The sequence below is a fragment of the Erwinia sp. LJJL01 genome (assembly GCF_047300805.2).
In the GTDB taxonomy this organism is placed as follows: Bacteria; Pseudomonadota; Gammaproteobacteria; order Enterobacterales; family Enterobacteriaceae; genus Erwinia; species Erwinia aphidicola.
In genome coordinates, this window is record NZ_CP178576.1 from 1,472,443 (window position 1) to 1,492,523 (window position 20,081).

The window sequence follows — 20,081 nt, forward strand, 5'->3', positions numbered from 1 at the left end:
GCTGTCAATCGCAGCGTGAAATGTCTACAATAAGAGGATTAAAACTCTCATCCCTTGAATACAGATCTGGAAAGTTATGTCCGTTTTGCAGGTATTACATTTTCCTGACGAGCGCCTGCGCATCGTTGCGAAACCCGTTAAAGAAGTAAATGCCGATATTCAGCGTATCGTCGACGATATGTTTGAAACCATGTATGCCGAAGAAGGCATCGGTCTGGCAGCGACACAGGTTGATATCCATCAGCGAATTATCGTGATTGATGTTTCTGAAAATCGCGATGAGCGCCTGGTGCTGATTAACCCGGAGCTGCTGGAAGAGAGTGGCGAAACCGGCATTGAAGAAGGTTGCCTGTCGATCCCTGAACAGCGTGCTTTGGTGCCGCGTTCAGAGAAAGTCAAAATCCGAGCGCTGGACCGCGAAGGAAACAGCTACGAGTTGGAAGCGGATGGGCTGCTGGCAATCTGTATCCAGCATGAAATGGATCATCTGGTCGGTAAACTGTTTATTGATTACCTGTCGCCAATGAAACGTCAGCGTATTCGTCAGAAGCTGGAAAAGCTCTATCGCCAGAGCGCCCGCGACTAAGTTCGTTGACTAAAGGGAATCACGTGTCCGAATCGTTAAAAATCATTTTTGCCGGCACCCCCGACTTTGCAGCGCGTCATCTTGACGCGCTGTTGTCATCCGGGCACCAGGTAGTGGGCGTTTTCACTCAGCCCGACCGCCCTGCCGGCCGCGGAAATAAAGTGACCGCCAGCCCGGTCAAGCAGCTGGCTGAGCAGCACAACATTCCGGTGTTCCAGCCTAAATCCCTGCGTCCTGAAGAGAATCAGCAGTGGGTTGCCGCGCTAAACGCCGATGTCATGGTGGTGGTCGCTTATGGCTTGATCCTGCCAAAGGCGGTGCTGGAGATGCCTCGTCTCGGCTGCATCAACGTTCACGGTTCCTTGCTGCCACGCTGGCGTGGCGCCGCACCAATCCAGCGCTCGCTGTGGGCGGGCGATGCCGAAACCGGCGTGACTATCATGCAGATGGATGTGGGCCTGGATACCGGCGATATGCTGCATAAGCTGGCCTGCCCAATTGAAGCCCACGATACCAGCGCCACGCTGTATGACAAACTGGCAGAGCTCGGTCCGGCTGGTATGCTGAGCACGCTGGCGCAGCTTGCCGACGGCAGCGCACAGCCTGAAGTGCAGGATGAAGCTCTGGTGAGCTATGCCGAGAAGCTGAGTAAAGAGGAGGCCCGTCTCGACTGGACCTTGTCAGCGCTGCAGCTGGAGCGCTGCATCCGCGCCTTTAATCCGTGGCCAGTCAGCTACTTCATTATTGATGAGCAGCCGGTGAAGGTGTGGAAGGCCAGCGTGCTTCCTGCCGTTAGTCATCACCAGCCGGGCGAGATCCTGCAGGCCGATAAGCACGGCATTCAGGTGGTTACCGCTGATGGCGTGCTGAATATTGAAGAACTCCAGCCTGCGGGCAAGAAAGCGATGAAAGCCCAGGACCTGCTTAATTCCCGCCGCGAATGGTTCACCCCAGGCAATATCATTGCCTGATACTCTGCCCGGCATCACCGCCGGGCAGTTTTACATGCGAATCCTCTATGAAAAAAAATACCAATTTACGCAGCGTTGCCGCTCAGACTATCGAGAAGGTTGTCGAACAGGGGCAGTCGCTTAGCAACGTGCTGCCTGCCGCCCAGAAAGCCGTAGGCGAGAAAGATGCCGCGCTGTTACAAGAGCTATGCTACGGCGTACTGCGCACGCTGCCGCAGCTGGAGTGGATCATCAGCAAGCTGATGTCACGCCCGATGACCGGCAAACAGCGCGCGATTCACTTCCTGATCATGGTCGGCCTTTATCAGCTGCTGTTTACCCGCATTCCTTCCCATGCGGCGCTGGCTGAGACCGTGGAGGGGGCAGTTGCCCTCAAGCGCCCGCAGCTGAAGGGATTGATCAACGGTGTGCTGCGCCAGTTCCAGCGCCAGCAGGAAGAGCTGACCCAGCAGATGAACGACGGCGAACAGCAGTATCTGCATCCGAAATGGCTGCTGGAGAGGCTGAAGCGCGCGTGGCCCGGGCAGTGGCAGCAGATTGTTGATGCCAATAATCAACGCCCGCCAATGTGGCTGCGCGTGAATCGTCAGCATCACAGCCGTGATGCCTGGCTGGCTTTGCTGGCAGAAAGCGGCAAAACCGGATTTGCTCACCCGCAGCATAGCGACGCGGTTCGGTTGGAATCACCGTGCGCGGTGGGACAGCTTCCTGGTTTTGACCAGGGCTGGGTGACCGTGCAGGATGCTTCAGCTCAGGGCTGTGTTGCCCTGCTCGATCCGCAAAACGGCGAGAAGATCCTCGACCTGTGCGCCGCACCCGGCGGCAAAACCACGTATATTCTGGAAGCCGCGCCGCAGGCTGACGTTATGGCCGTTGACGTCGATGCTCAGCGTCTGGCAAGAATTAGTGAGAATTTGCAACGCCTCGACATGCACGCAGAGGTTAAGCTTGGCGACGGCCGCACGCCTGCAGAGTGGTGTGGCGATACGCAGTTTGATCGCATTTTACTGGATGCACCCTGCTCGGCTACCGGCGTTATTCGTCGTCATCCGGATATCAAATGGCTGCGTCGCGACCGCGATATTGCTGAGCTGGCGATCTTACAGCAGCAGATCCTCGATGCCGTCTGGCCACATCTGAAGAAAGGCGGCACGCTGCTTTACGCCACATGCTCGATACTGCCGGAAGAGAATCACCAGCAGATCGCGCAGTTCCTGCAGCGCCACGGCGATGCAAGCCTGGTCGAAACCGGCGATCTGGCTCAGCCAGGTATCCAGGTGTTCCCGCAGGTGGAAGGCGGCGATGGCTTCTACTATGCAAAATTGATAAAACAGTGAAACAGGTGGCATGGCTTAGCCGCGCCACAAATTGAACGACAACCAACAGACTGAAGCATAATGAAAATTATCATTCTTGGTGCAGGTCAGGTCGGCGGAACGCTAGCTGAGAACCTGGTCGGTGAAAACAACGATATTACCGTGGTCGATACCGATCCCCTGCGCCTGCGTCAGTTACAGGACAAATTCGATTTACGCGTGGTGCAGGGGCACGGCTCTCATCCGCGCGTGCTGCGTGAAGCCGGTGCGGAAGATGCGGATATGCTGGTTGCCGTCACCAACTCTGATGAAACCAACATGGTCGCCTGCCAGGTCGCCTACTCCCTGTTTAACACGCCGAACCGTATCGCCCGTATCCGCGCCCCGGATTATATCCGTGACGCCGATAAGCTGTTTATCCCGGAAGCGGTACCCATCGACCACCTGATCTCTCCGGAGCAGCTGGTAATTGATAATATTTATCGTCTGATCGAATACCCTGGTGCGCTGCAGGTGGTGAACTTTGCGGAAGGGAAAGTCAGCCTGGCAGTGGTCAAAGCCTATTATGGCGGCCCGCTGGTCGGGAATGCGCTATCCGTGATGCGTGAACATATGCCGCATATCGATACGCGCGTTGCCGCTATTTTCCGCCAGGATCGCCCTATTCGCCCGCAGGGCTCCACCATCATTGAGGCAGGCGATGAAGTGTTCTTCATTGCTGCCAGCCAGCATATTCGTGCGGTGATGAGTGAGTATCAGCGGCTGGAGAAACCGTATAAGCGCATTATGATCGTCGGCGGCGGAAATATCGGCTTTGGTCTCGCGCAGCGCCTGGAAAAACAGTACAGCGTTAAACTGATCGAGCGCGATCAGCAGCGCGCCGCCGAGCTGGCAGAAAACTTGCAAAACACCATCGTGTTTTATGGCGATGCCTCCGATCAGGAACTGCTGGCCGAGGAGCACGTTGATCAAACCGATCTTTTCATTGCCATCACCAACGATGATGAAGCCAATATCATGTCGGCAATGCTGGCCAAGCGCATGGGCGCGAAAAAGGCTATGGTGCTTATCCAGCGCCGCGCCTATGTCGATCTGGTGCAGGGCAGCGTCATCGATATCGCGATCTCCCCGCAGCAGGCGACCATCTCGGCGCTGCTGGGGCACGTGCGTAAAGCGGATATTGTCGGGGTTTCTTCACTGCGCCGCGGCGTGGCGGAAGCCATTGAAGCTATCGCGCACGGCGAGGAGTCGACCTCACGCGTGGTCGGGCGCCTGATTGATGATATCAAGCTGCCACCGGGAACCATCATTGGTGCCGTGGTGCGCGGTAACGATGTGATGATTGCTAATGATAACCTGCGTATTGAGCAGGGGGACCACGTGATCATGTTCCTGACCGACAAGAAATTTGTCCCGGACGTCGAACGCCTGTTCCAGCCCAGCCCGTTCTTCCTCTAACGACCCTATCTGTCTGTCTGATTTCACCCGGCGTTACCCCGGGTGAATGTCGACATTTATCAGCAATCACCGTGGTAAAAAGCCAATCCTTTGTTAGACTTAGAAAATTGGCAAAAATGGGAGATAACAATGAGTTTATTCAAAGAGTTTCGCGATTTCGCGATGCGTGGCAATGTCGTCGATCTGGCTGTGGGTGTCATCATCGGTGCTGCGTTTGGTAAAATCGTCTCTTCACTGGTGGCAAATATCATCATGCCACCGCTGGGATTACTGATTGGGGGCGTCGATTTCAAGCAGTTCAGCTGGGTGTTAAAAGCCGCAGATGGCACAGCGCCTGCTGTGGTGATGGAGTACGGGATTTTCCTGCAGACCATTTTTGACTTTATGATCGTTGCGTTTGCCATCTTCATGGCGATTAAAGTGATGAACAAGATGTACAAAAGAAAGGAAGTGGAAAAACCGGCACCGAAACCTTCTGCTGAAGAAACGCTGCTGAGCGAAATCCGCGATCTGCTGAAAGAACAGAATAACAAACCGCTTTAACGGATTGTCTGTTGCGAAAACCGCCACCGCTGGCGGTTTTTTTATGCCTGAAAAGGCAGAAGGCCAGTGGTCAATACGCGGTTTGCGCACTGGCCACTGGCCTCCCAGTTACCTTTCTTCGCATGTTTATCACGACGCCGGTAGCTGCCTTTACCTTTAGTGTTCGCCTCAACGCGCGGTTTAAACAGTGGGTCATGTAGCAGTGCTTCAAGGGCGTTATCACGGATGACGCCTTTTTTATGTTGGTAAACAGTCATGATATTTCCTGTGAGTAAATGACGCAGATGAATATAGGCCTGAGATTGGGATATTTCAATCGGCGGCTTTAACATTTGATGTGGTTGCCCCCTTTTCAAGTGCTTCCAGGATCGAGCAATAGCGGCTGCTGTGCGCGGTGCCGCAGCAGGCATCATTCAGCCTTTTCAGTGAACGCTGCATATGCTGAAGCTCTGATAACATGGCTTCAACTTCGGTGAGCCGCTTTTGCACGATGGTCTTAGATTCCTGACAGGTGTGATGTTCAGGATCGACGCGGATCGATAACAGTTCGCGGATCGCTTCCAGCGTAAAGCCCAGCTGACGTCCATAACGAATAAACTTCAGCCGCTGCAAATCAGTATCACTGTAGAGACGAAAGCCGCCTTCGGTGCGGATTTCATGATCCATCATGCGCTGCTTCTCATAGAAGCGAATGGTGTCCGGCGTCACATCGGCCAGTTTCGCCAGTTGTCCTATGCGGTACATTACTCCTCCTCGCTAAAATGCTGCTGTAACTGCCTGCCATAATGGCTATGCAGAAAATCGGTACTGATACCCGCCTGAATAAGTTTGATTTCCAGTAGCTTCAGTCGTTTTGCCTGTGGCTGATAGCGCTCATCCTCAGGGGCGATGCCACGCAGCAGCTTATCCAGCTCAACGGCTTCCCGTCGCAGCTCCAGCTCCGGTGGCAGGTAGCCAGAATTTTTTAAGATACGATAGCTGGCGCGCAGTTCAGCAGGAACGTGGCTGTCGTCATCCAGCTGCAGCGGTTGGCCAGCCCCCGCCAGATTATCGAGATCGCCCTGACGCTGTGCGGCAAGGATATGTTTTTCAGCCAGCTGATCGAGCAGTGACATAGTCGCGGCCTCCAGTTCTCAGGAAGCGTTCAGCATAGCGTAACTGGTGAGGATATGAAGTAAGAGAGGAATTATGGACATAAAAAAACCCCGCAAGCGGGGTTTTTTCAATACTGCGGCAGATTACTCTGCTACAGCTTCTGCTTGAGCTTCTGGACGATCAACCAGCTCGATGTAAGCCATCGGAGCGTTGTCACCAGCGCGGAAGCCACACTTCAGAATGCGAGTGTAACCACCTGCACGGCTCGCGAAACGCGGACCGAGCTCATTAAACAGTTTTGCCACGATCTCGTTATCACGAGTACGGGCGAATGCCAGACGACGATTAGCTACGCTGTCGGTCTTGGCAAGAGTAATCAGCGGCTCAACTACGCGACGCAGCTCTTTCGCTTTTGGCAGGGTCGTCTTGATAATCTCGTGACGAACCAAAGAGCCAGCCATGTTGCGGAACATAGCCTGACGATGGCTGCTGTTGCGGTTCAGTTGACGACCACTCTTACGATGGCGCATGACCTTATCCTTCTCAGTGAAACCTTAACCTGTGATCGGGTTATTCATCAGCAATGCTAGCTGGCGGCCAGTTTTCCAGGCGCATGCCCAGAGACAGACCACGAGAAGCCAGCACATCTTTAATCTCAGTAAGAGATTTTTTACCAAGGTTAGGCGTTTTAAGCAGCTCAACCTCGGTACGCTGTACCAGATCACCGATGTAGTGGATAGCTTCTGCCTTAAGGCAGTTAGCAGAGCGGACAGTCAATTCCAGATCGTCAACAGGGCGCAGCAAGATCGGATCGAATTCTGGTTTCTCTTCTTTCACTTCCGGCTGACGTACATCACGTAAGTCGACGAAAGCTTCCAGTTGTTCTGCCAGGATGGTTGCCGCACGGCGGATCGCTTCTTCAGGATCAATAGTGCCGTTGGTTTCCATTTCGATGACCAGCTTGTCCAGGTCAGTACGCTGTTCTACACGCGCTGCTTCAACATTGTAGGCAATACGCTCTACAGGGCTGTAACAGGCGTCAACCAACAGACGACCGATCGGGCGCTCATCTTCTTCCGAATGAATTCGGGCAGAAGCCGGCACATAACCACGACCACGCTGAACTTTGATACGCATGCTAATAGCGGCGTTCTCATCGGTCAGGTGACAGATCACGTGCTGCGGCTTGACGATTTCGACATCACCATCATGGGTGATATCGGCTGCAGTCACAGGGCCAATGCCAGATTTATTCAGAGTAAGAATAACTTCATCTTTGCCCTGAACTCTTACCGCCAAACCTTTCAGGTTGAGCAGGATTTCCAGGATATCTTCCTGTACGCCCTCTTTGGTGCTGTACTCATGCAGTACACCATCAATTTCAACCTCGGTCACCGCGCAACCCGGCATTGATGAAAGCAGAATACGGCGCAGTGCGTTACCAAGAGTATGGCCAAAGCCACGCTCTAAAGGCTCAAGGGTCACCTTGGCGTGCGTCGAACTCACTTGCTCGATATCTACCAGGCGCGGTTTTAGAAACTCTGTCACAGAACCCTGCATTGTGTCCTCTCTTTGGTACTAAGCCTTACTTGGAGTAAAGCTCGACGATCAGGTGTTCGTTAATGTCCGCAGACAGATCGGTACGTTCAGGAATACGCTTGAACACACCTTCCATCTTAGTTGCATCAACTTCCAGCCAGGTTGGCTTTTCACGCTGTTCAGCCAGCTCCAGAGCGGCTTTCACGCGAGACTGCTTTTTGGCTTTCTCACGGATGCTAACAACGTCATTCGGAGTTACCTGATAAGAAGCGATGCTAACAACGCGGCCGTTTACCAAAATAGATTTGTGGCTAACCAGCTGACGTGCTTCTGCACGAGTGGCGCCAAAGCCCATACGGTAAACTACGTTGTCCAGACGACCTTCCAGCAGAGCTAACAGGTTTTCACCGGTGTTGCCTTTCAGACGAGCTGCTTCTTTATAATAGTTACGGAACTGACGCTCCAGCACGCCGTACATACGACGAACTTTCTGCTTTTCACGTAACTGCACGCCATAGTCAGACAGACGTGGCTTGCGCGCACCGTGCTGACCAGGAGCTTGTTCAATCTTACACTTGGTATCAATCGCGCGAACGCCAGACTTAAGGAACAGGTCTGTGCCTTCACGACGGCTCAGCTTGAGCTTAGGACCCAAATATCTTGCCATTTTCTTTCTCCAACATTCCTAAAAAACGGGGCGTTATACGCGACGTTTTTTCGGCGGACGACAACCGTTGTGAGGGATCGGAGTCACATCAGTAATATTAGTGATGCGGAAACCAGCAGCGTTCAGGGCACGAATAGTTGATTCGCGGCCTGGACCAGGACCCTTAACCATAACTTCCAGGTTCTTAATACCGTAATCTTTCACGGCCTCTGCGCAACGCTCTGCAGCAACCTGCGCAGCGAACGGCGTAGACTTACGAGAACCACGGAAACCGGAACCACCGGCTGTTGCCCAACCCAGCGCATTACCCTGACGATCGGTAATAGTTACGATGGTGTTGTTAAAAGATGCATGGACATGAGCCACGCCATCAGAGACTTGCTTTCTTACACGCTTGCGTGCACGAACTGGTGCCTTTGCCATTATTCAATCACCCCGATTATTTCTTGATCGGTTTACGCGGACCCTTACGGGTACGTGCGTTAGTCTTAGTACGCTGACCGCGCACTGGAAGACCACGACGATGACGCAAACCACGATAGCAACCAAGGTCCATAAGACGCTTGATGCTCAGGGTGACTTCACGACGCAGATCGCCTTCAACAACAAATTTCGCTACTGCATCACGCAGAATGTCGATTTGTTCTTCAGACAGCTCACTGATCTTAACATTTTCAGCGATTCCCGTAGATGCACAGATAGCCTGTGAACGGGTCTTGCCGATACCGAAAATTGCAGTTAATGCGATAACGGTATGTTTATGATCAGGAATGTTAATGCCTGCTATACGGGCCACTATGCACTCCTATTTAATTACTTATGCGTCCCATGCCGAAAAGCCCGTTTTCAGGATACTCAAATGGAAACGCATAGACATACAAAAGATTGGCTGGCTAATCTAGCCAGCTCAACCCGACTTTGCAAGAAAAATATGCGATTAAATCAGCCTTGGCGCTGTTTATGCTTAGGCTCGGCACTGCAAATCACACGCACGACGCCGTCGCGACGAACGATTTTGCAGTTACGACATAATTTCTTGACGGAAGCACGAACTTTCATTTTTACTCTCCGTAACTTCTCAAGCACCTGAATTAACGGCCGTAGCCCTTCAGATTTGCTTTCTTCAATGCAGACTCGTACTGACTAGACATCATCAGAGTTTGCACTTGAGCCATAAAGTCCATGATGACAACGACTACGATCAGCAGTGAAGTACCGCCGAAGTAGAATGGAACTTTCATCGCATCACGCATGAACTCCGGGATCAGGCAGATAAAGGTAATGTACAGCGCACCGATTAAGGTTAAGCGCGTCATCACTTTATCGATATACTTCGCCGTCTGTTCTCCCGGACGAATACCTGGTACAAATGCACCAGACTTCTTCAGGTTATCTGCTGTTTCTCTTGGGTTGAAAACCAACGCCGTATAGAAGAAACAGAAGAAGATGATTGCAGTCGCATAGAGTAGCACATAAAGCGGCTGACCTGGCTGTAATGACATCGAAATAGTTGTCAACCAGTTCCAACCGGTTCCGCCCCCGAACCATGACGCGATGGTTGCTGGGAACAGAATGATGCTGGAAGCAAAAATAGCTGGAATTACACCGGCCATATTCACTTTCAACGGTAAATGTGTGCTCTGCGCAGCATAGACACGACGGCCTTGCTGACGTTTCGCATAGTTCACCACAATGCGGCGTTGACCACGCTCAACGAAAACAACGAAGAAGGTCACTGCAAATACGAGAACTGCAACCAACAGCAACAGGAGGAAGTGCAGGTCGCCTTGCCGCGCTTGCTCGATGGTATGGCCAATGGCCGGCGGCAGACCCGCAACAATACCAGCGAAGATAATGATCGAGATACCGTTGCCGATACCTCGTTCAGTTATCTGCTCGCCCAGCCACATCAGGAACATTGTCCCGGTGACCAGACTGACAACAGCGGTAAAGTAGAAGGCAAAGCCTGGGTTTAACACCAGGCCCTGCATTCCCGGCATATTCGGCAGGCCGGTAGCAATACCGACCGCCTGGAATATACCTAATACCAGAGTACCGTAACGGGTGTACTGGCTTATCTTACGACGGCCAGCCTCCCCTTCTTTCTTGATTTCAGCTAACGCTGGATGAACCACCGTCAGCAGCTGGATAATAATAGAGGCCGAAATGTACGGCATAATACCCAGGGCAAAGATAGAAGCACGGCTCAGAGCACCACCAGAGAACATGTTAAACATTTCAATGATGGTGCCACGCTGTTGCTCAAGCAATTTGGCAAGTACAGTGGCATCGATACCAGGGATCGGAATAAAAGAGCCAATACGGAAGACAATCAGCGCACCAATTACAAACAGAAGTCTGCGTTTTAGTTCGCCAAATCCACCCTTGGCACTTTGAAAATCTAATCCCGGTTGCTTAGCCATCTGCTACTTATTCCTCAATTTTACCGCCAGCAGCTTCGATTGCAGCACGAGCGCCTTTAGTGACACGCAGACCGCGAATCGTTACCGGTGCAGAAACTTCGCCAGACAGGATCACTTTCGCGAACTCCATCTGAATACCGATAATGTTTGCTGCTTTCAGCGTGTTCAGGTCGACGATACCGCCTTCAACTTTCGCCAGGTCAGACAGACGAACTTCTGCAGTGACCATTGCTTTGCGAGAGGTGAAACCGAATTTCGGCAGACGACGATACAGAGGCATCTGGCCGCCTTCAAAACCACGACGTACGCCACCGCCAGAACGTGAGTTCTGACCTTTGTGACCACGACCACCGGTTTTGCCGAGGCCTGAACCGATACCACGGCCCAGACGTTTCGAAGCGTGCTTGGAGCCGTCGGCCGGAGACAGAGTATTTAAACGCATCTGTTACTCCTCCACTTTAACCATGTAGGAAATCGCGTTAACCATACCGCGTACAGCTGGCGTGTCTTCACGCTCTACGGTGTGGTTAATACGACGCAGACCCAGGCCAAGCAGCGTTGCCTTGTGTTTAGGCAAACGACCGATCGAACTGCGGGTTTGTGTAATCTTAATAGTCTTAGCCATGGTCATTACCCCAGAATGTCTTCAACGGATTTGCCACGCTTGGCAGCGACCATTTCTGGGGAATTCATGTTGGCCAGGCCATCCAGAGTTGCACGAACCACGTTGATCGGGTTAGTGGAACCGTAGGCTTTAGCCAAGACGTTATGAACCCCAGCGACTTCCAGTACGGCGCGCATTGCACCGCCGGCAATGATACCGGTACCTTCAGAAGCCGGCTGCATGAACACGCGAGAACCTGTGTGCACGCCTTTAACAGGGTGCTGCAGGGTGCCGCTGTTCAGCGCGACGTTAATCATATTGCGACGAGCTTTTTCCATCGCTTTCTGGATCGCTGCTGGAACTTCACGCGCTTTTCCGTAACCAAAACCGATGCGACCGTTACCGTCACCAACAACAGTCAGAGCTGTGAAGGAGAAAATACGACCACCTTTTACGGTTTTAGATACGCGATTTACCGCGATCAGCTTTTCCTGCAGTTCGCCAGCTTGTTTTTCGATGTGTGCCATCTTACACCTCTACCTTAGAACTGTAGGCCAGCTTCACGGGCAGCATCTGCCAGTGCCTGGACACGACCATGATATTGGAAACCAGAACGGTCGAAAGAAACACCAGTGATGCCTTTTTCGATTGCGCGTTCAGCAACTGCTTTACCAACAGCAGCGGCAGCGTCTTTGTTTCCTGTGTACTTCAGTTGCTCACTGATAGCTTTTTCTACAGTAGAAGCAGCGACCAGGACTTCAGAACCGTTGGGTGCGATTACCTGTGCGTAAATATGACGCGGGGTACGATGTACCACCAGGCGAGTAGCACCCAGCTCTTTGAGCTTGCGACGTGCGCGGGTCGCACGACGGATACGAGCAGATTTCTTATCCATAGTGTTACCTTACTTCTTCTTAGCCTCTTTGGTACGCACGACTTCGTCGGCGTAACGAACACCCTTGCCTTTATAAGGCTCAGGACGACGGTAGGCGCGGAGATCGGCTGCAACCTGACCAATCAGCTGTTTATCAGCGCCTTTCAGCACGATTTCAGTCTGAGTTGGACATTCAGCAGTGATTCCCGCTGGCAGCGCGTGGTCAACCGGGTGAGAGAAGCCCAGGGCTAAGCTCACAGAGTTGCCTTTAACGGCTGCACGATAACCTACACCAACCAGCTGCAGCTTCTTAGTGAAGCCTTCGGTAACACCGATAACCATAGCGTTCAACAGTGCACGAGAAGTACCTGCCTGCGCCCAACCATCCACAAAACCTTCGCGCGGAGCGAAAGTCAGGGTGTTGTCAGCATGCTTAACTTCTACAGCTTTGTTGAGCGTACGAGTCAGCTCGCCGTTTTTACCTTTAATCGAAATAACCTGACCGTCGAGTTTTACCTCTACGCCGGCAGGAATCGCGACTGGTGCTTTAGCAACACGAGACATTTATTCCTCCGATTAAGCTACGTAGCAGATAATTTCGCCGCCAAGACCAGCCTGGCGTGCGGCACGATCGGTCATAACACCTTTAGAGGTAGAGATAACAGCGATACCCAGTCCAGCCATAACTTTTGGCAGTTCGTCTTTGCGTTTGTAGATACGCAGACCTGGACGGCTTACACGCTGAATGCTCTCTACCACTGCCTTGCCCTGGAAATACTTAAGAGTCAGTTCCAGTTCAGGCTTGGTGTCGCCTTCGACTTTAAATTCTTCAATATAGCCTTCTTCCTTCAGCACGTTGGCAATAGCCAATTTCAGCTTGGAGGAAGGCATGGTGACCGCAACTTTGTTCGCGGCTTGACCGTTACGGATACGGGTCAGCATATCCGCGATCGGATCTTGCATGCTCATCTGTCTTTACTCCCGTGATTCAATTGGTAATTACCAGCTAGCCTTTTTCAAGCCAGGTACTTCACCGCGCATGGCGGCTTCACGCAACTTGATACGGCTCAGACCGAATTTGCCCACATAACCATGTGGACGGCCAGTTTGACGGCAGCGCTTACGCTGACGAGACGGGCTGGAATCACGCGGCAGAGTTTGCAGCTTGAGAACAGCATTCCAACGTTCTTCGTCGGATGAGTTCACACTAGAAATGATAGCTTTCAGTTCCTCGCGTTTAGCGCGGTACTTGTCAGCCAGTTTCACGCGAACGACTTCGCGTGCTTTCATCGATTGCTTAGCCATCAGTAACCCTGCCTTACTTGCGGAACGGGAAGTTAAAAGCAGCCAAAAGTGCGCGGCCTTCATCATCAGATTTCGCAGTAGTGGTAATGGTGATATCCAAACCACGAACGCGGTCGACTTTGTCATAGTCGATCTCTGGGAAGATGATCTGCTCACGAACGCCCATGCTGTAGTTACCACGGCCATCGAATGACTTAGCGGACAAGCCACGGAAGTCACGGATACGTGGAACAGCAATAGAAATCAGACGCTCAAAGAACTCCCACATGCGTTCGCCACGCAGAGTTACTTTACAGCCGATCGGATAGCCCTGACGGATTTTGAAGCCTGCAACTGACTTGCGTGCTTTGGTGATAAACGGCTTTTGACCGGAGATTGCTGCTAAGTCAGCTGCTGCGTTGTCCAGCAGTTTCTTGTCAGCGATCGCTTCACCCACACCCATATTCAGGGTGATCTTCTCGACCCGAGGGACTTGCATGACAGAATTGTAGCTAAACTCAGTCATGAGTTGTTTAACTACTTCGTCTTTGTAGTAATCATGCAGTTTCGCCATCGTACTACTCCAAATTACTTGATAGTTTCGCTGTTAGACTTGAAGAAACGGACTTTTTTGCCGTCTTCGAATCTAAAGCCTACACGGTCAGCCTTACCGGTTGCCGAGTTGAAGAGCGCAACGTTAGAAACCTGAATAGCAGCTTCTTTTTCAACGATGCCACCTGGTTGGTTCAGAGCCGGAACCGGCTTTGAGTGCTTCTTAACCAGGTTGATACCTTCAACAATCAGTTTGCCTGAAGACAGAACATTTTTTACTTTACCGCGCTTACCTTTATCTTTGCCGGTCAGCACGATAACTTCGTCATCGCGACGGATTTTAGCTGCCATTTTTCGCTCCTTAGAGTACTTCTGGTGCCAGAGAGATAATTTTCATGAACTTTTCAGTACGAAGCTCACGAGTTACCGGCCCAAAAATACGCGTTCCGATAGGCTGCTCAGTGTTATTGTTTAAAATAACGCATGCATTACCATCGAAGCGAATGACAGAACCGTCCGGGCGACGAACACCCTTCCTGGTGCGCACCACTACCGCTTTCAGCACATCACCCTTCTTAACCTTACCGCGAGGAATTGCTTCCTTGATGGTAATTTTGATGATGTCGCCTACGCCTGCGTAGCGACGGTGCGAGCCACCCAGAACCTTGATACACATTACGCGACGTGCACCGGAGTTGTCGGCGACGGTCAGCATAGTCTGTTCTTGGATCATTTTAGTGCTCCGCTAATGTCAACTACTACTTCGGGACCTGATTCAGGTCGTATAAAAGCCCCATTATTGAGGGCGCAGCATTATAACACTGCTTCCTGAATATGGGTAGAAAAAATAAACGGCTCTTGCGAGCCGTTTATCTTATTTTTTAGAGACGGCAGATTCTATTACAGAATCGCTTTCTCTACAACGCGAACCAGCGTCCAGGACTTAGTCTTGGACAGTGGACGGCATTCGCGGATTTCTACCACGTCGCCGATACCACATTCGTTGTTCTCGTCATGTACGTGCAGTTTGGTCGTACGTTTGATGAATTTCCCGTAGATCGGGTGCTTCACAACACGTTCGATTGCCACAACAATGGATTTCTCCATTTTGTCGCTCAGAACACGACCTTGCAGAGTACGGATTTTATCGGTCATTACGCACCCGCCTTCTCAGTCAGTAAAGTCTTAACGCGTGCAACATCACGACGAACATTCTTCAAGACGTGAGTCTGTTGAAGTTGGCCGGATGCTGCCTGCATGCGCAGATTGAACTGCTCACGCAGCAGGTTAAGAAGCTCAGTGTTCAGCTCTTCAACGCTTTTTTCACGCAGCTCTGTTGCTTTCATTACATCACCGTCTTAGTTACAAAGGTGGTTTTGATAGGCAGTTTTGCTGCTGCCAGCTTGAATGCTTCACGGGCCAGCTCTTCCGGTACGCCGTCCATTTCATACAGGACTTTACCAGGCTGGATCAAGGCAACCCAATACTCTACGTTACCTTTACCTTTACCCATACGCACTTCCAGCGGCTTCTCGGTAATTGGTTTGTCCGGGAATACACGGATCCAAATTTTACCTTGACGCTTAACTGCACGGGTCATAGCACGACGTGCTGCTTCGATCTGACGAGCAGTCAGACGACCACGGCCAACAGCTTTCAGACCGAAAGTACCGAAGCTAACATCCGTACCCTGCGCCAGACCACGGTTGCGGCCTTTATGCACTTTACGGAATTTTGTACGCTTTGGTTGTAACATCAGCGACTCTCCTTACTTACGGCCTTTACGCTGCTGCTTTTTAGGTTGAGCAGCCGGTTCCGGTTGTTCAACAGCAGCCATACCACCCAGGATCTCACCTTTGAAGATCCATACCTTAACGCCGATTACACCATAAGTGGTGTGCGCTTCAGAGGTGTTGTAGTCAATGTCTGCACGCAGAGTGTGCAGCGGCACGCGGCCTTCACGGTACCATTCGGTACGCGCGATTTCTGCACCGCCCAGGCGGCCACTAACTTCAACTTTGATCCCTTTAGCGCCCAGACGCATTGCGTTCTGTACAGCACGCTTCATAGCACGACGGAACATCACACGACGCTCCAGCTGTGAAGTGATGCTGTCAGCAACCAATTTAGCGTCCAGTTCCGGTTTACGGACTTCGGCGATATTGATCTGTGCAGGAACGCCAGCGATATCCGCTACGACCTTGCGCAGTTTTTCTACATCTTCACCTTTCTTACCGATAACGATGCCAGGACGAGCGGTGTGAATAGTCACACGGATGCTCTTAGCTGGGCGCTCGATAACGATACGAGAGACGGATGCTTTAGCCAGTTCTTTAGTCAGGAACTGACGAACTTTAAAGTCGCTGTCCAGGTTGTCAGCGAATTCTTTGGTATTTGCGAACCAGGTAGAGTTCCAGGGTTTAACAATACCCAGGCGAATACCATTAGGATGTACTTTCTGACCCATTGCTAGTCTCCAGAGTCTCAGCGATCGGACACAACCACAGTAATGTGGCTGGTGCGCTTCAGGATGCGATCTGCACGACCTTTTGCACGCGGCATAATGCGCTTCATGCTTGGGCCTTCGTCTACGAAGATTTTCGTGACTTTCAGATCATCAATGTCAGCGCCATCGTTGTGTTCGGCGTTAGCAATGGCAGATTCCAGGACCTTCTTGACCAGTACAGCCGCTTTCTTATTGGTGTAGGTCAGAATGTCCAGAGCCTGCGACACTTTCTTACCGCGTACAAGATCCGCTACCAGGCGAACCTTCTGTGCAGAAGAACGAGCGTGGCGATGTTTAGCGATAGTTTCCATCTCTTCCTCCTGCCTTAGCGTTTCTTGGCTTTTTTATCAGCCGCGTGGCCGCGATAAGTACGAGTCGGTGCAAATTCACCCAGTTTGTGACCGACCATTTCGTCGGAAACAAAGACAGGAACGTGCTGACGACCATTATGGACAGCGATGGTCAAACCGATCATGTTAGGGAAGATCGTTGAACGACGGGACCAGGTGCGCAGTGGCTTCTTGTCTCCGCTTTCCAAAGCTTTCTCTACCTTCTTCAGCAAGTGCAGGTCAATAAAAGGACCTTTCTTGAGAGAACGTGGCATGGCTTATCCTCTAAAATTATTTGCTACGGCGACGTACGATAAACTTATCGGTACGCTTGTTGCTACGGGTCTTCTTACCTTTGGTCTGCAGGCCCCATGGGGACACTGGATGCTTACCAAAGTTACGACCTTCACCACCACCGTGCGGGTGATCGACTGGGTTCATCGCAGTACCGCGAACGGTAGGACGAACACCACGCCAACGAGCTGCACCGGCTTTACCCAGAACGCGAAGCATGTGCTCAGCGTTACCGACTTCGCCCAGGGTCGCGCGGCAGTCAATTTCGACTTTACGCATTTCACCAGAACGCAGACGCAGGGTAACGTAAGAACCATCACGCGCAACGATCTGCACGTAAGTACCAGCTGAGCGAGCAATCTGACCGCCTTTGCCTGGTTTCATTTCTACGTTATGCACGGTAGAACCCACTGGGATGTTACGCATTGGCAGGGTGTTACCCGCTTTAATCGCAGCATCAACGCCAGATTGAATCTGGTCGCCAGCTTTCAGGCCTTTAGGGGCCAGGATGTAACGGCGTTCGCCGTCTTTGTACAGAACCAGTGCGATGTTCGCAGAGCGGTTCGGATCGTACTCAAGACGTTCAACGGTCGCTGGGATACCATCTTTGTTGCGTTTGAAGTCAACAATACGGTAAGCCTGCTTGTGACCACCACCGATATGACGGGTAGTGATGCGACCATTGTTGTTACGGCCACCGGATTTGCTGTTTTTCTCAACCAGCGGGGCAAATGGTTTGCCCTTGTGCAGCTCCGCGTTTACCACTTTAACTACATGGCGACGACCCGGAGATGTCGGTTTACATTTAACAATTGCCATTGTTCTTCTCCTCCGACTTACTCAGCGCCGCCTGCGAAGTCCAGATTCTGGCCTTCTTTCAGGGTGACGTAAGCTTTTTTCCAGTCGCTACGACGACCAATACGCTGTCCAGAACGCTTAGTTTTGCCTTTAACCAGCAAAGTGTTCACGACTTCAACTTCTACTTCGAAAAGTTTCTGTACAGCGGCTTTGATTTCTGCTTTGGTCGCGTCAGTCGCAACTTTGAGAACGATGGTGTTAGTTTTTTCCATCGCAGCAGATGCTTTTTCAGATACGTGCGGCGCGCGCAGTACTTTCAGCAGACGTTCTTCACGGATCATGCCAGCATCTCCTCAACTTGCTTAACTGCATCAGCAGTCATAACGACTTTGTCGAAGGCGATCAGGCTAACTGGGTCGATACCCGCTGCATCACGTACGTCAACCTTGTACAGGTTGCGAGCGGCCAGGAACAGGTTCTCTTCCAGTTCGCCAGTGATGATCAGCACGTCTTCCAGAGCCATGTCTTTCAGTTTTTCTACCAGCAGCTTCGTTTTAGGAGCTTCCAGAGAGAACTGCTCGACAACGATCAGACGATCTTGACGTACCAGTTCGGACAGGATGCTTTTCAGCGCGCCGCGGTACATCTTTTTGTTAACTTTTTGACTGTGGTCCTGTGGCTTCGCAGCGAAGGTCACACCACCTGAACGCCAGATTGGGCTCTTTACAGAACCTGCACGCGCACGGCCGGTGCCTTTCTGGCGCCATGGCTTTTTGCCTGAACCAGTTACTTCAGCACGAGTCTTCTGAGCACGAGTACCCTGACGAGCACCTGCTGCATAAGCAACAACAACCTGGTGTACCAGCGCTTCGTTGAAATCACGACCGAAGGTAGTTTCGGAAACAGTCAGCGCGCTTTGCGCGTCTTTCAATACTAATTCCATTGCTATCCCCTTACGCCTTCACAGCTGGTTTAACGATAAGGTCGCAACCGGTAGCACCGGGTACTGCACCTTTAACCAGCAGCAGGTTGCGCTCAGCGTCAACACGTACAACGTCCAGACTCTGAACAGTTACACGCTCGTTGCCCATCTGGCCTGCCATTTTCTTGCCTTTGAACACTTTGCCCGGAGTCTGGTTCTGACCGATAGAACCCGGTACGCGGTGTGACAAGGAGTTACCGTGAGTAGCATCCTGAGTACGGAAGTTCCAGCGCTTTACAGTACCGGCAAAACCTTTACCTTTAGATGTTCCAGTCACGTCAACTTTTTTCACGTCAGCGAAAATGTCAACATTAATGCTCTGACCTACAGTGAACTCTGCGCCTTCAACGGTGCGGAATTCCCACAGACCACGGCCAGCTTCAACGCCAGCTTTAGCAAAATGACCTGCTTCAGGCTTAGTTACACGGTTTGCTTTTTTAGCACCGGTAGTTACCTGGATAGCAGTGTAACCGTCGTTTTCCAGGCCTTTGACCTGAGTAACGCGGTTTGCTTCAATTTCGATCACGGTTACAGGGATAGAAACGCCATCTTCTGTGAAGATACGGGTCATACCCACTTTTTTACCGACTAAACCAATCATTGTTTCAACCTCTCAATCGCTCAATGACCTGATTAACCCAGGCTGATCTGCACGTCAACACCTGCAGCCAGATCCAGACGCATCAGAGCATCAACCGTTTTTTCGGTTGGCTCAACGATGTCAACCAGACGCTTGTGAGTGCGAATCTCATACTGATCGCGCGCGTCTTTGTTGACGTGCGGGGAGATCAGAACGGTAAAGCGCTCTTTGCGGGTCGGCAGCGGGATAGGACCACGTACCTGCGCACCAGTGCGCTTGGCAGTCTCTACGATTTCCGCAGTTGATTGATCGATCAGACGATGATCAAACGCTTTAAGACGGATACGGATTCTTTGGTTCTGCATGAGACCAGAGCTCCAATTATTTATAAACGAAAAGAATTACTACTCGCATCCATTACGATTGATGGAGGAGTGTAATCGTTGAGCACATAACCCGCATATCGCGAGTATTGTTGGCGAGCACTTTCGCACTTGCCTGCGACTCATATTGAATCGCGCCTGACCATATTGGCAGGCCCGCGTATTATACGTACATCAGGGGGGAAAGCAACAGCGTTGTCGCTTTTGTTAGCGGAAGGAGAAAACGGGAGAAGAGATCGCAACCACCCTGCCCTGCCAGTCCAGGTGCTTTATGGCCAGGGTGACTGCGTGCCACTG

At 51.7% G+C, this 20,081-nt stretch carries 36 protein-coding genes; 5 read left to right on the forward strand and 31 right to left on the reverse strand.

Translation table 11 applies throughout. The features are described 5' to 3' along the window. The first annotated feature begins 76 nt into the window (after window positions 1-76). The 5 genes from def to mscL all read left to right on the forward strand — a co-directional run bounded on the left by def (window position 77) and on the right by mscL (window position 4,874). Complete coding sequence (gene def, locus ACLI4M_RS07670; protein ID WP_133622570.1) at window positions 77-586, forward strand: peptide deformylase; 510 nt, start codon at window positions 77-79, stop codon at window positions 584-586. A 23-nt stretch (window positions 587-609) separates the two neighbouring features. Beyond that, window positions 610-1,557 (forward strand): methionyl-tRNA formyltransferase, encoded by a 948-nt coding sequence (gene fmt, locus ACLI4M_RS07675; RefSeq protein WP_133622569.1) that lies wholly within the window; start codon window positions 610-612, stop codon window positions 1,555-1,557. A 47-nt stretch (window positions 1,558-1,604) separates the two neighbouring features. After that, window positions 1,605-2,894, forward strand: a complete 1,290-nt coding sequence (gene rsmB / locus ACLI4M_RS07680) for a 16S rRNA (cytosine(967)-C(5))-methyltransferase RsmB (RefSeq protein WP_133622568.1) — start codon at window positions 1,605-1,607, stop codon at window positions 2,892-2,894. Window positions 2,895-2,954: 60 nt separating this feature from the next. Then, window positions 2,955-4,331 (forward strand): Trk system potassium transporter TrkA, encoded by a 1,377-nt coding sequence (trkA, locus tag ACLI4M_RS07685; RefSeq protein WP_048917620.1) that lies wholly within the window; start codon window positions 2,955-2,957, stop codon window positions 4,329-4,331. A 129-nt stretch (window positions 4,332-4,460) separates the two neighbouring features. Then, a complete protein-coding gene (gene mscL / locus ACLI4M_RS07690) occupies window positions 4,461-4,874 on the forward strand; it encodes a large-conductance mechanosensitive channel protein MscL (RefSeq protein ID WP_048917621.1) in 414 nt (137 codons plus the stop codon). Between the two features lie 41 nt (window positions 4,875-4,915). On the opposite strand, the gene ACLI4M_RS07695 is transcribed toward mscL, so the two are convergent. From ACLI4M_RS07695 to rpsJ, 31 genes are all read right to left on the reverse strand, one after another. Further along, a complete protein-coding gene (locus tag ACLI4M_RS07695; protein ID WP_048917622.1) occupies window positions 4,916-5,131 on the reverse strand; it encodes an alternative ribosome-rescue factor A in 216 nt (71 codons plus the stop codon). Window positions 5,132-5,186: 55 nt separating this feature from the next. Then, window positions 5,187-5,618, reverse strand: coding sequence for a Zn(2+)-responsive transcriptional regulator (gene zntR / locus ACLI4M_RS07700; protein WP_133622567.1), 432 nt, complete (start codon window positions 5,616-5,618; stop codon window positions 5,187-5,189). After that, the gene (locus ACLI4M_RS07705) at window positions 5,618-5,989 is read right to left on the reverse strand and encodes a DUF1992 domain-containing protein (RefSeq protein ID WP_048917624.1); all 372 of its coding nucleotides are present in this window, start codon (window positions 5,987-5,989) and stop codon (window positions 5,618-5,620) included. The genes zntR and ACLI4M_RS07705 overlap by 1 nt, the downstream gene beginning before the upstream one ends. A gap of 123 nt (window positions 5,990-6,112) precedes the next feature. Beyond that, on the reverse strand, window positions 6,113-6,499 hold the full coding sequence (gene rplQ / locus ACLI4M_RS07710) for a 50S ribosomal protein L17 (RefSeq protein ID WP_004160560.1): 387 nt from the start codon (window positions 6,497-6,499) through the stop codon (window positions 6,113-6,115). A gap of 40 nt (window positions 6,500-6,539) precedes the next feature. Next, complete coding sequence (locus ACLI4M_RS07715) at window positions 6,540-7,529, reverse strand: DNA-directed RNA polymerase subunit alpha (RefSeq protein ID WP_002919219.1); 990 nt, start codon at window positions 7,527-7,529, stop codon at window positions 6,540-6,542. Window positions 7,530-7,554: 25 nt separating this feature from the next. After that, window positions 7,555-8,175 (reverse strand): 30S ribosomal protein S4, encoded by a 621-nt coding sequence (gene rpsD / locus ACLI4M_RS07720; RefSeq protein WP_048917625.1) that lies wholly within the window; start codon window positions 8,173-8,175, stop codon window positions 7,555-7,557. A gap of 33 nt (window positions 8,176-8,208) precedes the next feature. After that, complete coding sequence (gene rpsK, locus ACLI4M_RS07725) at window positions 8,209-8,598, reverse strand: 30S ribosomal protein S11 (protein ID WP_004160563.1); 390 nt, start codon at window positions 8,596-8,598, stop codon at window positions 8,209-8,211. A 16-nt stretch (window positions 8,599-8,614) separates the two neighbouring features. Next, window positions 8,615-8,971, reverse strand: coding sequence for a 30S ribosomal protein S13 (rpsM, locus tag ACLI4M_RS07730; RefSeq protein ID WP_048917626.1), 357 nt, complete (start codon window positions 8,969-8,971; stop codon window positions 8,615-8,617). A 146-nt stretch (window positions 8,972-9,117) separates the two neighbouring features. Next, complete coding sequence (gene rpmJ, locus ACLI4M_RS07735) at window positions 9,118-9,234, reverse strand: 50S ribosomal protein L36 (RefSeq protein ID WP_020322760.1); 117 nt, start codon at window positions 9,232-9,234, stop codon at window positions 9,118-9,120. Between the two features lie 32 nt (window positions 9,235-9,266). Further along, a complete protein-coding gene (gene secY / locus ACLI4M_RS07740) occupies window positions 9,267-10,598 on the reverse strand; it encodes a preprotein translocase subunit SecY (RefSeq protein WP_004160567.1) in 1,332 nt (443 codons plus the stop codon). 7 nt (window positions 10,599-10,605) lie between these two features. Further along, the gene (gene rplO, locus ACLI4M_RS07745; protein WP_048917627.1) at window positions 10,606-11,040 is read right to left on the reverse strand and encodes a 50S ribosomal protein L15; all 435 of its coding nucleotides are present in this window, start codon (window positions 11,038-11,040) and stop codon (window positions 10,606-10,608) included. A 3-nt stretch (window positions 11,041-11,043) separates the two neighbouring features. Continuing rightward, window positions 11,044-11,223: a 50S ribosomal protein L30 gene (gene rpmD, locus ACLI4M_RS07750; protein WP_004160569.1), complete on the reverse strand. Its 180-nt coding sequence runs from the start codon at window positions 11,221-11,223 to the stop codon at window positions 11,044-11,046. 5 nt (window positions 11,224-11,228) lie between these two features. Further along, the gene (gene rpsE / locus ACLI4M_RS07755) at window positions 11,229-11,729 is read right to left on the reverse strand and encodes a 30S ribosomal protein S5 (protein ID WP_048917628.1); all 501 of its coding nucleotides are present in this window, start codon (window positions 11,727-11,729) and stop codon (window positions 11,229-11,231) included. A gap of 14 nt (window positions 11,730-11,743) precedes the next feature. Next, complete coding sequence (rplR, locus tag ACLI4M_RS07760; protein ID WP_004160572.1) at window positions 11,744-12,097, reverse strand: 50S ribosomal protein L18; 354 nt, start codon at window positions 12,095-12,097, stop codon at window positions 11,744-11,746. A gap of 9 nt (window positions 12,098-12,106) precedes the next feature. Then, the gene (gene rplF / locus ACLI4M_RS07765) at window positions 12,107-12,640 is read right to left on the reverse strand and encodes a 50S ribosomal protein L6 (protein WP_048917629.1); all 534 of its coding nucleotides are present in this window, start codon (window positions 12,638-12,640) and stop codon (window positions 12,107-12,109) included. 12 nt (window positions 12,641-12,652) lie between these two features. Continuing rightward, entirely contained in the window at window positions 12,653-13,045 is a 393-nt protein-coding gene (gene rpsH / locus ACLI4M_RS07770) for a 30S ribosomal protein S8 (RefSeq protein WP_048917630.1), read from the reverse strand. 30 nt (window positions 13,046-13,075) lie between these two features. Then, window positions 13,076-13,381 (reverse strand): 30S ribosomal protein S14, encoded by a 306-nt coding sequence (gene rpsN / locus ACLI4M_RS07775; RefSeq protein WP_048917631.1) that lies wholly within the window; start codon window positions 13,379-13,381, stop codon window positions 13,076-13,078. A 13-nt stretch (window positions 13,382-13,394) separates the two neighbouring features. Next, entirely contained in the window at window positions 13,395-13,934 is a 540-nt protein-coding gene (rplE, locus tag ACLI4M_RS07780) for a 50S ribosomal protein L5 (protein WP_013204126.1), read from the reverse strand. Window positions 13,935-13,948: 14 nt separating this feature from the next. Continuing rightward, window positions 13,949-14,263 (reverse strand): 50S ribosomal protein L24, encoded by a 315-nt coding sequence (gene rplX / locus ACLI4M_RS07785; RefSeq protein ID WP_048917632.1) that lies wholly within the window; start codon window positions 14,261-14,263, stop codon window positions 13,949-13,951. Between the two features lie 10 nt (window positions 14,264-14,273). Continuing rightward, the gene (gene rplN / locus ACLI4M_RS07790; protein ID WP_048917633.1) at window positions 14,274-14,645 is read right to left on the reverse strand and encodes a 50S ribosomal protein L14; all 372 of its coding nucleotides are present in this window, start codon (window positions 14,643-14,645) and stop codon (window positions 14,274-14,276) included. Window positions 14,646-14,812: 167 nt separating this feature from the next. Further along, entirely contained in the window at window positions 14,813-15,067 is a 255-nt protein-coding gene (rpsQ, locus tag ACLI4M_RS07795; RefSeq protein ID WP_048917634.1) for a 30S ribosomal protein S17, read from the reverse strand. After that, entirely contained in the window at window positions 15,067-15,258 is a 192-nt protein-coding gene (gene rpmC, locus ACLI4M_RS07800) for a 50S ribosomal protein L29 (RefSeq protein WP_048917635.1), read from the reverse strand. Before rpmC ends, rpsQ begins: the two co-directional genes overlap by 1 nt. Beyond that, window positions 15,258-15,668, reverse strand: a complete 411-nt coding sequence (gene rplP, locus ACLI4M_RS07805; protein ID WP_002438716.1) for a 50S ribosomal protein L16 — start codon at window positions 15,666-15,668, stop codon at window positions 15,258-15,260. The genes rpmC and rplP overlap by 1 nt, the downstream gene beginning before the upstream one ends. Window positions 15,669-15,680: 12 nt before the next feature. After that, window positions 15,681-16,379 carry a 30S ribosomal protein S3 gene (rpsC, locus tag ACLI4M_RS07810; RefSeq protein WP_002919766.1) on the reverse strand — a complete coding sequence of 233 codons (699 nt, stop codon included), beginning with the start codon at window positions 16,377-16,379 and terminating at the stop codon, window positions 15,681-15,683. 17 nt (window positions 16,380-16,396) lie between these two features. Next, entirely contained in the window at window positions 16,397-16,729 is a 333-nt protein-coding gene (gene rplV / locus ACLI4M_RS07815) for a 50S ribosomal protein L22 (RefSeq protein WP_000447532.1), read from the reverse strand. A 14-nt stretch (window positions 16,730-16,743) separates the two neighbouring features. Beyond that, window positions 16,744-17,022, reverse strand: a complete 279-nt coding sequence (rpsS, locus tag ACLI4M_RS07820) for a 30S ribosomal protein S19 (RefSeq protein ID WP_004160590.1) — start codon at window positions 17,020-17,022, stop codon at window positions 16,744-16,746. A 16-nt stretch (window positions 17,023-17,038) separates the two neighbouring features. Next, window positions 17,039-17,860, reverse strand: a complete 822-nt coding sequence (gene rplB, locus ACLI4M_RS07825) for a 50S ribosomal protein L2 (protein ID WP_048917636.1) — start codon at window positions 17,858-17,860, stop codon at window positions 17,039-17,041. 17 nt (window positions 17,861-17,877) lie between these two features. Continuing rightward, window positions 17,878-18,180, reverse strand: coding sequence for a 50S ribosomal protein L23 (gene rplW / locus ACLI4M_RS07830; protein WP_048917637.1), 303 nt, complete (start codon window positions 18,178-18,180; stop codon window positions 17,878-17,880). Further along, window positions 18,177-18,782, reverse strand: a complete 606-nt coding sequence (gene rplD, locus ACLI4M_RS07835; RefSeq protein WP_023656564.1) for a 50S ribosomal protein L4 — start codon at window positions 18,780-18,782, stop codon at window positions 18,177-18,179. Before rplD ends, rplW begins: the two co-directional genes overlap by 4 nt. 10 nt (window positions 18,783-18,792) lie before the next feature. Further along, the gene (gene rplC / locus ACLI4M_RS07840; protein WP_048917638.1) at window positions 18,793-19,422 is read right to left on the reverse strand and encodes a 50S ribosomal protein L3; all 630 of its coding nucleotides are present in this window, start codon (window positions 19,420-19,422) and stop codon (window positions 18,793-18,795) included. A 32-nt stretch (window positions 19,423-19,454) separates the two neighbouring features. Next, window positions 19,455-19,766 (reverse strand): 30S ribosomal protein S10, encoded by a 312-nt coding sequence (gene rpsJ, locus ACLI4M_RS07845; RefSeq protein ID WP_001181005.1) that lies wholly within the window; start codon window positions 19,764-19,766, stop codon window positions 19,455-19,457. Window positions 19,767-20,081: the final 315 nt, after the last annotated feature.

Bases quoted from the DNA above. Each gene is read 5' to 3' on its own strand.
- def (WP_133622570.1), top strand. From the start codon at position 77: ATGTCCGTTTTGCAGGTATTACATTTTCCTGACGAGCGCCTGCGCATC.
- rsmB (WP_133622568.1), top strand. From the start codon at position 1,605: ATGAAAAAAAATACCAATTTACGCAGCGTTGCCGCTCAGACTATCGAG.
- trkA (WP_048917620.1), top strand. From the start codon at position 2,955: ATGAAAATTATCATTCTTGGTGCAGGTCAGGTCGGCGGAACGCTAGCT.
- mscL (WP_048917621.1), top strand. From the start codon at position 4,461: ATGAGTTTATTCAAAGAGTTTCGCGATTTCGCGATGCGTGGCAATGTC.
- ACLI4M_RS07695 (WP_048917622.1), bottom strand. From the start codon at position 5,131: ATGACTGTTTACCAACATAAAAAAGGCGTCATCCGTGATAACGCCCTT.
- zntR (WP_133622567.1), bottom strand. From the start codon at position 5,618: ATGTACCGCATAGGACAACTGGCGAAACTGGCCGATGTGACGCCGGAC.
- ACLI4M_RS07705 (WP_048917624.1), bottom strand. From the start codon at position 5,989: ATGTCACTGCTCGATCAGCTGGCTGAAAAACATATCCTTGCCGCACAG.
- rplQ (WP_004160560.1), bottom strand. From the start codon at position 6,499: ATGCGCCATCGTAAGAGTGGTCGTCAACTGAACCGCAACAGCAGCCAT.
- ACLI4M_RS07715 (WP_002919219.1), bottom strand. From the start codon at position 7,529: ATGCAGGGTTCTGTGACAGAGTTTCTAAAACCGCGCCTGGTAGATATC.
- rpsD (WP_048917625.1), bottom strand. From the start codon at position 8,175: ATGGCAAGATATTTGGGTCCTAAGCTCAAGCTGAGCCGTCGTGAAGGC.
- rpsK (WP_004160563.1), bottom strand. From the start codon at position 8,598: ATGGCAAAGGCACCAGTTCGTGCACGCAAGCGTGTAAGAAAGCAAGTC.
- rpmJ (WP_020322760.1), bottom strand. From the start codon at position 9,234: ATGAAAGTTCGTGCTTCCGTCAAGAAATTATGTCGTAACTGCAAAATC.
- secY (WP_004160567.1), bottom strand. From the start codon at position 10,598: ATGGCTAAGCAACCGGGATTAGATTTTCAAAGTGCCAAGGGTGGATTT.
- rplO (WP_048917627.1), bottom strand. From the start codon at position 11,040: ATGCGTTTAAATACTCTGTCTCCGGCCGACGGCTCCAAGCACGCTTCG.
- rpmD (WP_004160569.1), bottom strand. From the start codon at position 11,223: ATGGCTAAGACTATTAAGATTACACAAACCCGCAGTTCGATCGGTCGT.
- rpsE (WP_048917628.1), bottom strand. From the start codon at position 11,729: ATGGCACACATCGAAAAACAAGCTGGCGAACTGCAGGAAAAGCTGATC.
- rplR (WP_004160572.1), bottom strand. From the start codon at position 12,097: ATGGATAAGAAATCTGCTCGTATCCGTCGTGCGACCCGCGCACGTCGC.
- rplF (WP_048917629.1), bottom strand. From the start codon at position 12,640: ATGTCTCGTGTTGCTAAAGCACCAGTCGCGATTCCTGCCGGCGTAGAG.
- rpsH (WP_048917630.1), bottom strand. From the start codon at position 13,045: ATGAGCATGCAAGATCCGATCGCGGATATGCTGACCCGTATCCGTAAC.
- rpsN (WP_048917631.1), bottom strand. From the start codon at position 13,381: ATGGCTAAGCAATCGATGAAAGCACGCGAAGTCGTTCGCGTGAAACTG.
- rplE (WP_013204126.1), bottom strand. From the start codon at position 13,934: ATGGCGAAACTGCATGATTACTACAAAGACGAAGTAGTTAAACAACTC.
- rplX (WP_048917632.1), bottom strand. From the start codon at position 14,263: ATGGCAGCTAAAATCCGTCGCGATGACGAAGTTATCGTGCTGACCGGC.
- rplN (WP_048917633.1), bottom strand. From the start codon at position 14,645: ATGATCCAAGAACAGACTATGCTGACCGTCGCCGACAACTCCGGTGCA.
- rpsQ (WP_048917634.1), bottom strand. From the start codon at position 15,067: ATGACCGATAAAATCCGTACTCTGCAAGGTCGTGTTCTGAGCGACAAA.
- rpmC (WP_048917635.1), bottom strand. From the start codon at position 15,258: ATGAAAGCAACAGAGCTGCGTGAAAAAAGCGTTGAAGAGCTGAACACT.
- rplP (WP_002438716.1), bottom strand. From the start codon at position 15,668: ATGTTACAACCAAAGCGTACAAAATTCCGTAAAGTGCATAAAGGCCGC.
- rpsC (WP_002919766.1), bottom strand. From the start codon at position 16,379: ATGGGTCAGAAAGTACATCCTAATGGTATTCGCCTGGGTATTGTTAAA.
- rplV (WP_000447532.1), bottom strand. From the start codon at position 16,729: ATGGAAACTATCGCTAAACATCGCCACGCTCGTTCTTCTGCACAGAAG.
- rpsS (WP_004160590.1), bottom strand. From the start codon at position 17,022: ATGCCACGTTCTCTCAAGAAAGGTCCTTTTATTGACCTGCACTTGCTG.
- rplB (WP_048917636.1), bottom strand. From the start codon at position 17,860: ATGGCAATTGTTAAATGTAAACCGACATCTCCGGGTCGTCGCCATGTA.
- rplW (WP_048917637.1), bottom strand. From the start codon at position 18,180: ATGATCCGTGAAGAACGTCTGCTGAAAGTACTGCGCGCGCCGCACGTA.
- rplD (WP_023656564.1), bottom strand. From the start codon at position 18,782: ATGGAATTAGTATTGAAAGACGCGCAAAGCGCGCTGACTGTTTCCGAA.
- rplC (WP_048917638.1), bottom strand. From the start codon at position 19,422: ATGATTGGTTTAGTCGGTAAAAAAGTGGGTATGACCCGTATCTTCACA.
- rpsJ (WP_001181005.1), bottom strand. From the start codon at position 19,766: ATGCAGAACCAAAGAATCCGTATCCGTCTTAAAGCGTTTGATCATCGT.